This is a genomic window from Paenibacillus sp. FSL E2-8871 (assembly GCF_038000345.1).
In the GTDB taxonomy this organism is placed as follows: Bacteria; Bacillota; Bacilli; order Paenibacillales; family Paenibacillaceae; genus Paenibacillus_AQ.
This window is the reverse complement of the sequence record NZ_JBBOBV010000001.1, coordinates 1,176,049-1,189,001: the sequence shown is the minus strand read 5'-3', so window position 1 is coordinate 1,189,001 and position 12,953 is coordinate 1,176,049. Positions and strand designations below refer to the sequence as shown.

The 12,953-nt window shown below is 39.6% G+C and carries 11 protein-coding genes; 3 read left to right on the top strand and 8 right to left on the bottom strand.

What is annotated here, in order from left to right:
* Positions 1–296: 296 nt before the first annotated feature.
* The 3 genes from NYE25_RS05455 to NYE25_RS05445 form a co-directional block, all read right to left on the bottom strand.
* On the bottom strand, positions 297–818 hold the full coding sequence (locus NYE25_RS05455; protein ID WP_076299790.1) for a PadR family transcriptional regulator: 522 nt from the start codon (positions 816–818) through the stop codon (positions 297–299).
* Positions 819–848: 30 nt separating this feature from the next.
* On the bottom strand, positions 849–1,697 hold the full coding sequence (locus NYE25_RS05450; protein ID WP_341145336.1) for a sialate O-acetylesterase: 849 nt from the start codon (positions 1,695–1,697) through the stop codon (positions 849–851).
* Positions 1,698–1,875: 178 nt separating this feature from the next.
* Positions 1,876–3,390 (bottom strand): NAD-dependent epimerase/dehydratase family protein, encoded by a 1,515-nt coding sequence (locus NYE25_RS05445; protein ID WP_341145335.1) that lies wholly within the window; start codon positions 3,388–3,390, stop codon positions 1,876–1,878.
* Between the two features lie 170 nt (positions 3,391–3,560).
* Between NYE25_RS05445 and NYE25_RS05440 the strand changes: the two genes are divergently transcribed.
* Positions 3,561–4,118, top strand: coding sequence for a TetR/AcrR family transcriptional regulator (locus NYE25_RS05440; RefSeq protein ID WP_341145334.1), 558 nt, complete (start codon positions 3,561–3,563; stop codon positions 4,116–4,118).
* Here the strand turns inward: NYE25_RS05440 and NYE25_RS05435 are convergent.
* Positions 4,099–6,759 carry a family 78 glycoside hydrolase catalytic domain gene (locus NYE25_RS05435; RefSeq protein ID WP_341145333.1) on the bottom strand — a complete coding sequence of 887 codons (2,661 nt, stop codon included), beginning with the start codon at positions 6,757–6,759 and terminating at the stop codon, positions 4,099–4,101. The two genes, NYE25_RS05440 and NYE25_RS05435, sit on opposite strands and share 20 nt — an antisense overlap.
* A 210-nt stretch (positions 6,760–6,969) precedes the next feature.
* On the opposite strand from NYE25_RS05435, the gene NYE25_RS05430 reads away from it, so the two are divergent.
* Together NYE25_RS05430 and NYE25_RS05425 are read left to right on the top strand one after the other, a co-directional pair.
* A complete protein-coding gene (locus NYE25_RS05430; RefSeq protein WP_341145332.1) occupies positions 6,970–7,134 on the top strand; it encodes a hypothetical protein in 165 nt (54 codons plus the stop codon).
* A 2-nt stretch (positions 7,135–7,136) separates the two neighbouring features.
* Positions 7,137–7,841 (top strand): AraC family transcriptional regulator, encoded by a 705-nt coding sequence (locus NYE25_RS05425; protein WP_341147685.1) that lies wholly within the window; start codon positions 7,137–7,139, stop codon positions 7,839–7,841.
* Between the two features lie 53 nt (positions 7,842–7,894).
* On the opposite strand, the gene NYE25_RS05420 is transcribed toward NYE25_RS05425, so the two are convergent.
* From NYE25_RS05420 to ppsA, 4 genes are all read right to left on the bottom strand, one after another.
* Positions 7,895–8,677, bottom strand: a complete 783-nt coding sequence (locus tag NYE25_RS05420) for an ABC transporter ATP-binding protein (protein ID WP_076283754.1) — start codon at positions 8,675–8,677, stop codon at positions 7,895–7,897.
* A 38-nt stretch (positions 8,678–8,715) separates the two neighbouring features.
* Complete coding sequence (locus tag NYE25_RS05415) at positions 8,716–9,402, bottom strand: FadR/GntR family transcriptional regulator (protein ID WP_149645670.1); 687 nt, start codon at positions 9,400–9,402, stop codon at positions 8,716–8,718.
* 164 nt (positions 9,403–9,566) lie between these two features.
* Positions 9,567–9,944 (bottom strand): VOC family protein, encoded by a 378-nt coding sequence (locus NYE25_RS05410; protein ID WP_042188380.1) that lies wholly within the window; start codon positions 9,942–9,944, stop codon positions 9,567–9,569.
* A 228-nt stretch (positions 9,945–10,172) separates the two neighbouring features.
* Complete coding sequence (gene ppsA, locus NYE25_RS05405) at positions 10,173–12,785, bottom strand: phosphoenolpyruvate synthase (RefSeq protein WP_341145331.1); 2,613 nt, start codon at positions 12,783–12,785, stop codon at positions 10,173–10,175.
* Positions 12,786–12,953: the final 168 nt, after the last annotated feature.

Below are 12,953 nucleotides of genomic sequence, written 5' to 3'. Positions count from 1 at the left end.
TATTCCTTATAGGAATATACTTTTTGTTTTTCGGATTACCATGGAAGTCCATAGCCCATAAAAAACAATTCGAAGTCTATTTAGAAGATAAGTATCAAATTGACTTCAAGTTAAAAAAGATGGACTATGATTTTATGCACCGAACATACCTTACTTATGCATATCCCGTGAGTGACCCAACTTTAGTTTTTTTTGTAGGTCAAGATATTGAAAGCAAAGAAATTCATGATCTTTATCAATATGAACTAGAAAAACGTATGTTCAAATAGGTTACAAGAATAATCGTTGAGCTGTGATCAGTTTTCTTTTTTTATATCTTCAAGCAATCCTTCAAACCATTGAACATTTACTATATGGTGGGAAAGTGAATTTTCTAACATTTTTTTAAAATAAGCAGTAATATTTTCATCGTTCTCAAGAGATAGCTGTATTAAAGAAATCTTATTTTTAGTTTGATCGATTTGTATTTCTATTAATTTAGTTAGCTCTTCTTTTTTATATTCATCTGAAAATAACATTGCTACATAAAAAGATAAGTTTATATAGTCTGTCTTAGACCCATATTTGAACATCAACTTTTCAAACTCTTTTTCCCCTAATTCCGTGATGTTATAATTATGTGTCTCTCTGGTGCTGTCTCTTTGGTCAACTTTTACAATATACTTCTTCTCTACTAATTGCCCAAGATTATAATAAAAGGACCCTTTGGTGAAATTCACTATATATTTATAGTGTTTTTCTTCCATTAAGGATAACAATTCATATCCGTGAGCCCCTGGATTTTGTTTTAATAATCCTAAAATTAGTAATATTATCAACTCAACGCCTCCGTCAAAATGCAACTAGGTTTAATCATTGTTGATTTGTATGAACTTGGCTTGAAATTCGTTAAATGATATTTTTCCCAAAGCAAAATCCATACTCAATATATACATTTTTTCCGCTTTAGTGTGAGTTCTTGCATTATGGAGACTTAACAACTCCTGTTCATTAATTAGCGGCTCAAGTACATGCTGCTTATTAATAAAAGCTTCAAAATATCGCAACCCAAATTTTCTTTGAGATATTGCATCGATATGAATACCATCCGGATTAGAAGTTAAACCTGAAGCTGTAACAAAGTAACAATCATCTTGTTCAAAAGCAAATTTTTGTAACTCTTGATTCATCAACTCATATTCAGTGCAATGTTTTCCAAATCCTTCTTTGCCTAAAAAATCCCCTAAGCCACCAATTATAAATGGAATATTTGGAGCATCTAACTCTTTTCTAAGCGCCGTAACCATTAAAAGTAATTTCTGATAATAGACTTTGTAGCTGCCATTACTACTATCACTTTCTCCTTGATGCCATAAAATCCCCGTTAATTCACTATTTTGTATAGCAAATTTAGTTTCTTGTAATGCATGTTTAAAAAGTGCCCCATCTACAGCCCATTCATCAATGGTGCTCCCACCCTCAGCACAAGGAATTAAGCCAATGATGTCTTCTTCATTTTCACGACACCATGCATCCGTAAATGATCCTGCCAGACTTATTCCAGAAACAGGACGGTCATAATTAATAGGTTCAGCCATCATTTGCCATCTGCCATTACGTAGCATTTGGATTCTCTCGTTATAAATTGGGGGTACTTCATGTATAAATCCTCGTCCAGCCATATTTGACTGTCCAATCATTAGAAATGATTTGATCATTATTCTCATCCTCTCTTCAATAGTCTAATTAGACTGTTTATATTATTAGTCTAATTAGACTATTTGTCAACAAATACGCTTTTATTCTCTCCCTCTTTATGAAATCAAAAAAAGCTGATCTTCAAAAAGATCAACCTTTGTATGAAGTATTAACATCTCAGAAGTGAGATAATACCATCTAATTCTGATACGATTTCATATACTCGCGTCCGTCTGCCTTACTTTGAATAGGGTTCCAAACCTGAGCAAAGAACGGTTCACGCTTCGCACGTTCTTTGTAATTCCAGCTTTCGAGCTCACACTGCGGGCAGAAATGTCCACCTTCTAGCATAAGCTTGGGGCTAGCCGTAAAGGTATGGTCGAACGCACATTTGAAATCAAGTTTGCCTGCCCAATTCCCAGTTTCCATATCTGTTGAAAGACATTCACCACCACGAAATTTCGCAGCACCCTTGATATCTTCAAGATTTAATTGCGATGTTGGCTTATTCTCATCATACCCGTGGTCAAGTTTGATGACTTTATCCCAATCCGCGAATTTCTTCATTTCAGACACCTTTGCAGGAATCGCCTCCCAGTTGTTCTTGCTGCCCCAATAAGCGTCTATTTTCTCAATGTCATTTTCCTCGATAAAACGTATCGTTCCTCGCTCTTTTACTGCTTGCTTTTTCATCGTCCGCTTAATCATCGCACCCATCAATTTTTGACCTCCGGGCAATTTAGTGATGATTTTCGCAACAGGCACAAGTGCGCCTAGATTATCGAGGTAGCTTTGATAGAAATAATCTATTGAATCTCGGCGAAAGTGAAAATAGTCCTCCAGCTTATCAGAGTCCAGATAATATTGTCCGTGAAAATTCCGTGTTGCATACCATTTAGGATCTATCACATAATCAAGATTTGTTAAACCTAACTTACCATAAAGCACCTGATACATCTCAAGCGTGCTGACTCGACAGCTCTCACCCCCGCCAATGTTGTAAATATGTTGCCAAAATCCTTCATTTAGTTCTCCGTCTATATCCGAGATGCAGAGGTTTCGCATTAAACGTCCTGAATCCCGATCTGATACGTATTCAAGCACATTTTCTAGACAGTTATGGAACATAATAGGGTCTTCTATCTTGCTCATCGCTGGCCCCATAATACCTGTTTGGCGGAGGCTCACCCAATAGCTTAGTCCTGATTCAATTACCATACGCTCGGCGGCAATTTTCGAAACGGCATAGTAGTCATAAACACTTGGTTTGAGAGGGTCGCCCACACGTCCCCAATGGATCGGCGGCATACGGTCACCCGTTTCCGCAATTGTACCGATATTTACGAAACGCGTTACATGGGCACGACCACTTTTCTTGATGGAATCGACGATGTTCTTCGCTGAACCATAATTAATCTGCATCGTTCGTTCGGGAAACTCATCTGCAGCAGGAGATACAAAGGCTGCTATATGAAGCACAATGTCGGCATCTTTCACACATTCATAGACAAGGTCGCAGTCTAGTAAATCGCCATAGACTACTTTAACGCCACTTAGTCTCTCATATTCTTTCAGCTTTTGGCGGCTGGTTGAATTGTCTAAATCAAAGAGTAACAGCTCGCATTTCGCTAAATCGTTTCTAAGAAATTTCAATGTTTCGCCACCCATATTGCCCGCTGCACCTGTTATCATGACTCGTTTTTTCTTTACCATATTCTTCACCTGCATTATAAGATTATTGACAAGTCATTCGTCTCCCTTCAGAATACAGACACAGTGTCTATTTCACAACCACCAGTTGATTATCAAACTGATGTAATATAGACAGTCGAAGTTATTCTGTCCATAAGTTTTAAAAAAATTTTATAGGGGGTGAATCAACAATGAATCAACGTGAACGGTTAACCAAATTGCTGCTGAAGCAAAGCTTGATTCGCCTGCTCAAAGAAAAAAACATAAGCCAAATCAGCGTAAAAGAATTATGCGCTTCAGCAGGCATCAATCGCTCTACCTTTTATTTGCATTATGCAAATGCATACGATTTGCTTGAACATGTTGAGCAGGAGATTATTGATAACACAAATGCATATCTAGAAAAAATCGAAGCTAATGACAATGGCATCACTTATATATTGACCTTCTTAGACTACATCAAAAAGAATGATGATTTATTTGCCATCATGCTACTCAAATCAAATGAAAACGAGTTGTTTTCAAAACGTTTGCTTAATGAAGTACTGATGAATATTGACACTTTCCTTCAGCTTGACGTTCCCGAAAATATGAAGCGTTTTACTTACGCTTATTTGGTTAATGGAAGCTTAGCAATTATACAGGAATGGATATTACAAAATTTCATTATATCAAGCGATGAATTGGCTCAACTTATTTTCTCTTTGGCGGATCATTCCTTATTAACGTTTAAGTCATCGGAAACTTGAAGTAATAATCACCAGATCCAACTAGTAGTTTAAGGCCTTCTGACATTTGTTCCACACTGGATAGACCTATGACTTGTTCTATTGGTGTCCCAGACTCCAAAATACTGTCCTGATTCATCGTTGGAATAATAATCTCAGCTGTTGTATTGGATGGAATCAGTACTTGCATTTCTACTGAATCTTCGTTCTGTTTTTTCCAAGTTACCTTGATCATTCCATGGACAGATTCAAGCGAAGCATCAACCCACGTCAAATGTTCCCCGATCTGCGGCTGGATCCGTATTTTTTTGTAGCCTGGTTCTAATAGTTCGATGCCACCGGCAGTGCGATAGAGCCAATCTCCAATAGCACCGTAAGCATAATGGTTATAGGAGTTCATATCATCGCTCCAGAACGAACCGTCCTGTTTTATTCCATCCCAATGTTCCCAAATGGTTGTAGCCCCTTGGATTACAGAATATAACCAGGAAGGATACTCTTTCTGCAGTACCAATTGGTAGGCTACATCCGTATAACCGAATCTAGAGAGGACTAGACACAGATAGGGAGTTCCCACAAAGCCGGTCGTTAGGTGCACTCCATTTTCTTCGATGTGGTCAACTAGCATCTTGGCCGTCCGATGACGATCCTTTTCCTCTAATAAGTCAAACATAAGGACAAGTGTATACGCAGTTTGTGTCGGTGAGGCCACCAGACCATTTGGCGTTACGAACTCTTGACGGAATGCCAGAACAATCTTCTCATGCAATGCTTCATATTTTAAGGCATCTTCGGGTTTTCCAATGACAGCCGCTGTCTTAGCTAGCAATTCCGTTGAATAAGCATAGAACGCGGTAGCGATCAACTCTTTTGGTGTTGCTCCGACGTAGCTGTTTTCTTTGGCGTCCAGACCTAACCAATCTCCGAAATGAAAACCTGTATTCCATAGATATTCGTCTTCACCTTGCGCCCGAATATACTCGACCCATGCTTTCATACTTGGATATTGCGTTTTCAACACACGAATATCTCCATAACATTGATAAAGCGTCCAAGGACAAATCACCGCGGCGTCTCCCCAAGCAGCAGAGCCGTATCCTGCCGCTGGAACATCGGGAATAACATGCGGAACTCTTCCGTCCTCTTCTTGATCCGCGGCCAAATCCTTTAGCCACTTTTCAAAGAACGGAACGACATTCATGTTGTAGGCAGACGTGCGAATAAAAACTTGAGCATCCCCCGTCCATCCCAATCTTTCGTCTCGTTGAGGGCAATCTGTCGGGATATCTAGAAAATTCCCCTTTTGTCCCCATAAAATGTTGTGCTGAAGCTGATTCAAGAGTTCATCTGAACAGTTGAAGTTTCCCGTTTGCTCCAAGTCCGTATGGATGACGCAGCCGATAAATTGTTCCAATAATTGATCTAGCGGTATGCCAGTCACTTTTACATAACGGAATCCTTGGAAGGATAAATACGGCTCAAACGTTTCTGCCTCCCCGCCATGGCATATATAAGTAACAGTCTGCTTTGCAGATCGTAAATTTCCGATGTAGAAATTCCCCTCGCGGTCCAACACCTCAGCATGTTCTAAAGTAATTATCGTTCCAGCTTCAGCATGAACCGTAAATCTTACCCATCCAACCATATTTTGTCCCATATCCAGCACGTGTTCGCCTTTAGGTGTAGTAATGACTGCAATAGGCTTGATGGTTTCTATAACCCTGGTCGGTTCGTTTTCCTGAGCAACCAATGAAGTCTCTGGACGGTCCTTGAGAATAGTCTTTTGCCACTTTACATCCTCAAAACCGGGAGAAGACCAACCTTCTACCTCGAGCCTCGCATCATACGTTTCGCCATGATACAATTCTGACATCAAGAGTGGACCTATAGAAGTACGCCAGTTGTCATCCGATACAATGATTTGCTCAGAACCATCAGATAATGTGACGTGTAGCTGGATAAGCACAGCACGATCCTCACCAAAGATGTCTTTCTTTCCTTCCCAAGCTAAATATCCTTTATACCACCCGTTTCCCACCATGCAACCAAGAGCGTTATTGCCAGCAGCAATCAAAGAAGTCACGTCATAGGTCTGATATTGAAGCCGTTTATTATAACTGGTCCAGCCAGGGTTAAATAACGTGTTATCTGCTGGTTTACCGTTTATATATAAGCGGTACATCCCAAGAGACGTTGCATACACACGCGCTGATACAACATTATCAGGGATTGAAAATTCCGTACGAGTATAGTCGCAAGGATCAGCCCCATTCTCTTGGTGATTCGGAGGTGCTGCTATCCATTTTGCCTGCCACTCATCTACCGATAACAATGCCGTTTCCCAGTACGCAGGTTCACTCCATTCTGAAACTATCCCATGATCGTCCCAAGCTCGAACTCTAAAGTAATACCGAGTGCGGGATTGTAAGGCGGAACCTTCGTATTCAATATGCACATTGCTATCCGACTCTACCTTTTCAGAATCCCATATGATTTTTGAAAAGAATTTGTGATCATTTGCGACTTGAACTTGATAGGCTGATTGGATAAATCCCCGTATTTCTGTGCTGATCCACCAACTAAGCCGCGGATGTAAATCATCAATCCCCAACGGATTCTTTCTATAGTTCACTTTAAGATTTGTAACTTCAAAATTGGACATTTGTATCAACCTCCTATATTCATCCAGTAACCTGTCGGAACACTTTGAACTGTATTCATAGATCTTTGATCCGGCAGCTATTTCTATTGTATGAGTTGAGAGAATTTAGAATTGGGGGTATTTCAGACATTTTTATAGGTGGATCTAGACATTCATTCATTAGTTTCGTACGATATGTCTAGCCTTAGCAATTTGAAAGGGGCCACGATTATGAGTATCAGACGCAGCACTTTTGTCATGTCTGGAGATAGTTTTTTCGAGCCTGGTGTGCCAATTTATGTGAACAGGGCTTACGAAACGTTCGAATTGAATGCGATTCCCATGAGTTTATCGAAATTACTTATATCAGTGAAGGACAGGCGTTCACTACATTGACGATGAGGCTGTTCCAGCACGGTACGTTATTTTTTATCCCCATTGGACGCAGTCATGTATTTCGACCTAAGACCCCGATGAAAGACCGCCCGCTCATCGTTTATAACTGTTTATTTCCAGTAGAGTATTTATCAGAACTTCAGGCTACCTTTCCTCACGCTACAGATATTTGTGAATTTTTCACAGACATGCAATTGCTATGGTTCTCTATGAAAGATGTCAATGGCGCATACCATATTATGTTTCGTGAACTGTTTCGTGAATTCTCGGCAAAACCGCCAGGATATCTAGCTGTCCTCGATGCTCTTTTCGTACAAATATTAACAGGCTTGTTTAGACACCGGTTGCAGATTGTTGCGCCGTCAGGGGATAAGCCGCAATGGATGGCAGTGGATGATGCGATTGCATTTATAAATTACAACTATGCCAATGGGCTTAAACTTAGTGATCTCGCCAGTAAAGCGAACCTTAGCGAACGGCAATTCAGTCGCCTTTTTCAGCATCAGACTGGAATGAGCTTTACAGATTATACGCAAAGTATTCGAATGGATGCTGCATGTCGTATGCTTTCAGGAGGTCATAGAAGTGTAAGCGAAATTGCCGCTGCAGTTGGATATGCTGACCTTAAATTTTTTCACCAAACATTTAAAAAAAAGATAGGAATGAGTCCCCGACAATATAGTAATTCTATTCGAAGTGAACACTAGCTTCTAACATTCAAGATAACAAAAGCTGCCTAGCAATTGCTAGGCAGCTTATCCTACTTATCACCGGCAAGTGTAAGCCACTTACGATTGTGATGCTCCTGAACTTCAACGGGGGTATCAAAGAAATCGCTCAACACATCCGACTGCAAGCAGTTTTCTGTCTCATCCCCTTTATAGATTTCTCCGTTCTTCACCAGCAAAGTATGTGTAAAGCATGGTGTTATCTCCTCGATATGATGCGTTACATACAGCAAAGTTGGTCCGTTGGTTTGCTTCGTAATCTTCTCAATCATTTGCAACAGCTGTTCTCGGGCAAAAATATCGAGTCCTGTGCAAGGCTCATCAAGGATCAATAGATCTGGATTGGCCATAAGTGCGCGTGCAATGAGGACTTTCTGACGCTGACCTTGCGACAAGGTATCGTATGTACGAGCGGCTAAGGAAGAGCAGTCTAGAAATTCCATCAGCTCCTCGGCTTGCTTTTGATCCTCTTCATTCGTCTTGTCGTATAAACCGATAGTTGCGAATTTTCCGCTGAGGACGATGGTCAGCGCAGTCTGATGGCCATATAGCTTCTGTTGCAGCGAGGTGCTGACCCAACCGATTCGTTTCCGTAACTCTCTAAGATCCACATCGCCAAAGCGGTGGTCTAACACTTCGACTTGCCCAGTCGTCGGCCATATATAGCCGTTTACTACGTTCAGCATCGTCGTCTTGCCTGAACCGTTTAGTCCGACGATACACCAGTGTTGCCCTTGTTTCACTTCCCAATTCATATCGCGTAAGATCATTGTTGTATCACGTTGCCATGATACATTTTTGAGTGATATAATCATGCCCAAATTCCTCCTCTACATGAATGACTATATTGAACTTAAAGCTCAGAAAGTGTTCCATTTAAAATTTTGAGCGTCGATTGTACTGCTTGATCTGAATCCCCATTTTTAATAGATTCATACACTTGTTCATGGTAATCGGATTGAGGATCATGGGAACTATAATTACGGTTTAATTTACTCATTGCATCTGACAAAATATGAGTAAACGTTCTATATAAGTCAATGATTACAGCGTTTTTACTTGCCATCGCTACAGCCATGTGGAATTCTATATCCGATTTGGCATACAGTTCACGATCATTCTGCTTTAGAGCCATATCTCTTGTATCCAAATGTTTTCGCATGTTGAATAAGTCAGTGTCATCATGCCGTAGAGCTGCTAATCTTGCGATTTCTAATTCAATCATTTTTCGAGCTTCAAAGACCTCAATCAATTCTGCACGAAGTAAACGATGGGTAAGTGGTTCTTGAATAATAGGACTGGATTTTAAGTAAGTTCCAAAACCCTGCTTTTTCTCCAATAGACCAGCATGAACTAACACACGGACTGCTTCTCTTATCGTTGATCGCCCTACATTAAATAATTGCATTAATTCAGGTTCTGGAGGTAATTTGTCTCCTGGCAGGATTGTTCCTGTTGAAATTTTTTGTTGTATTTGATTAACAACATCGTCCACTAACTTAGTGGCTTGAACGGGTTGGAACGACCCCTTTTCAAACATCTGATCATCTCCTCTTTTTGCAGAATAACATGATATTCTTTACTTAACAAGTAAGATTTTGAAGTTTATAACGGTCATTATGGGTATGAAAAAGCAGCTAATCATTTTGATTAGCTGCTGACGTAATTTATTTAACTATAGCCTTATTGCATGTTCATTCAATTTTATTGTCCTTTTTCCATTACAGCAAAGTAGTTATTTTCACCGTCTGCGAAATTGAATACTCTTCCACCGGGAATTTCTACAATATCTCCAACCGTAACATTTTTGTCCTTCAACTCTCGATTCAATTGATCAAAATTATCCGAAAAGAACATTAAAGAAGGTGTTCCGAGATTCATTTCAGGATTCATTTGGGCAACCAACTCTTTATTATGAAGAACAATGCTAGTCGCTGCACCTTTCGGAGCAAGCTCGATAAATCTCATAGGGCCATTTGTTTCGTCTAAAATCACCTCGAATCCTAGCTTTTCTGTCCAGAATTTTTTGGATTCCTCTTGGTTATTTACATATAACATAATTTGTCCAATTTTATTAATCATAAGTTATACTCTCCTTAGTCGGGATAATTTATTGCTTTTACAATATACCTTGTGACGAATATTCTCGTCAAGGAATATTACTTCGAACTCCCCTTTTGCAAATATAAGTTGGCTTTGTTTCACTAGGTTGTCCATATCCCCATATTATTTACTTTCTTTTCCTACATTAAACCGAATTTCAGATCAGCGAAAGAGAACATCGATAATTATTTTTATTTTTATATACCTCTACAATATTTCAATATAACCTTCTGTTCCATTCACACGAATTCGTTGCCCGTCTTTTATCAGCTTGGTGGCATTTTCCACTCCGACAACTGCTGGCAAGCCATATTCACGAGCGATAACGGCTCCATGGGTCATCAGTCCGCCAACTTCGGTGACGAGACCTTTAATAGATACAAACAATGATGTCCAGCCAGGGTCAGTAAAGGCGGTGACTAATATATCGCCATCTTCCAGATCTGCCTCTTCCATGTTTAAGATGACACGAGCTCGTCCCTCTATTACTCCGGTAGAAACAGGGAGACCTATAATCGCTTTGTCTGGCAGATTTTCTCGTTTGTATTCACCTGTAATAATTTCACCATCAGATGTGATTACACGTGGCGGAGTAAGTTTTTCAAAAAAATTGTAATCGTCTTTTCGTTTGCTGATGATCTGTTCATCTAGTTTATTTGTGCGTACGACTTCGTGAAGTTCTTCAAAAGTGAGATAGAATATATCTTCTTTTTCATGAATAACGCTAGCTTTTACGAGATGTTCGGCTTCTTTCAGTAAAGCCTGCTTATAAATGAAGTAGCGGTTAATCATTCCGTATTTTGGATATTCACGGTAACCGATATAATTCCGGATAAAACTGATTACTCGTTTTGTCTCTTCAGCTTTTAGTTCTCCATCCGGTAATTGCTTCAATCGATCTAATAACTCTTGTTCTTTTTCTAAAGCCTCCTGTCGGCCTTGCTCAAATTTCCGATTGCCAGCATTAGGCTCAAAGTTTTTGATATTACTGAGAATCATGGGGACAAGTGTAATCGGCTTTTCACTCCAACGAGTTCTCGAAATATCGATTTCACCGGCACATCGCATTCCGAATTTGTTGAGATAAGCATAGATTGCGTCTTGAGTTGATTGTCCACCATCAAACTTAACCAGTTCATTCAAAAAATTATCATCTTTTACATGTTGTAAATAATCAACTATTTCCGGGTAAGGACGAATCACATCTGCAACATCCAAAAGCGCCAGACCCATTTCCGAGGTAATGTTGTTTGGTACAGATTGAGAAAGCGTATCTGCTGCGTTTTTTTCACCTAACCACTCGTACATTTTTTCATTAATCCATGACGAAGCGTTCATAGCAGTCATAAAAACCTTTGTACTTTGTGGGTCAGATAAGAACTTCTTTAATTCCTGAAGATCTTCAAGAATAAAATCAAATAGATCTGCTCCTGATTTCGTTCGGATGTTTTGTCTTAATTCTTCTATCGACGTTTGACTGTTCTTAATCAAATCAGAAACGATTGCCGGATCATTTTCGATTAATGCTTGAAAACCTTCTGACGAACTATCTTTACTGCTATTAACGGGACTCTGTTCTTTTCTATCATCTGGTAACGATTTTATATATTCTCGTTCTATTAGGGTCATAAATGCGTCTTTTATGAGCGGATCGGATTTCCCAAGGGTATTTATGAAATTTTCTCTGCTGACAGGTGAAGCCAGCATATGTGTAACATCAACAAACAACCTTCCACCGGCCTTACGCATGGGTGCAGGAGTGATTAACAGGTAAAAAGACAATCCTAGTGGTTTCATGGGATCCGTCATCATTTGTTGATGACCGACAGATACGTAAACGTGATTTTCTTGATCATTTACTTCAGGGATCGGGTATAAAGTAGTGATTGGCCGACTCTGAACAATATAAAAAGTATCATGATCCAAACACCATTCGATATCTTGTGGACAACCAAAATAAGCTTCAATCTCTCTACCTAAACGTGCCAGTTGTAAAATTTGTTGTTCGGAAAGGGTTTGAGTCTTTTGCTGATCGAGATCGATTTTCAGGGTCTCTGTTCCACCTTCTTTTAATCCATAGATAGCCAATTTTTTGGTTGCTATCATCATATCGACGATTTCCTCTTCCTGTACTTTATAACAATCGGCAGATACCAAGCCAGAGACCAGAGCTTCTCCGAGCCCAAAACTGGCATTAATAGATAGCAGCTTTCGATTAGAAGTCATCGGATCCGCTGTGAATAAAATCCCTGAAGCCTGAGGGAAAACCATCCTTTGCACGATAACAGATAAATATACCTGTCTGTGGTTAAATCCATTTTGCATGCGGTAGATTACCGCGCGATCCGTAAATAGAGATGCCCAACATTTGCTTATGTGCTGCATGATTGCTTCTCTTCCGATGATATTTAAATAGGTGTCCTGTTGACCGGCAAATGAGGCATGTGGTAAATCTTCAGCAGTTGCACTAGAGCGTACTGCATAAGCCTGTTCTTCACCAAGTTGGGAGAGATAGTGAGTAACTGCTGTCACAACATCGGAAGGAATTTCTACTTCCATAAGGAGTTGTCGAAGCTTCCTACTGATTTCACCAATTTGCTCTGGATCGTCTACGTTTAACATGGATAGTTGATCCAATAAAATATGATACTTTTCGTTCTTTTCGATGGCTTTTTGATAGCCCACTGTTGTAACACAAAATCCTACTGGTACTTTTATTCCTTCGATGGTTGATAATCGCCCTAAATTCAACCCTTTTCCGCCCACGAGCAAAAGCTGTGTTGTTTCTATTTCCTGAAAACCAAGAACCAATGAACGCATACAATATCTCTCCTAACCATTAAAATGAGAAAAAATTTGACAAGAGTTTAGCTGCATGGTATATTATAAATATAAGATGTATTATCTATGCCTTTATTTTTTTGTAGTCGTGATCCGATTATATCATCGTGTCTTTTTATATGCAATAAAAAAGAACCTGAAAGCTAT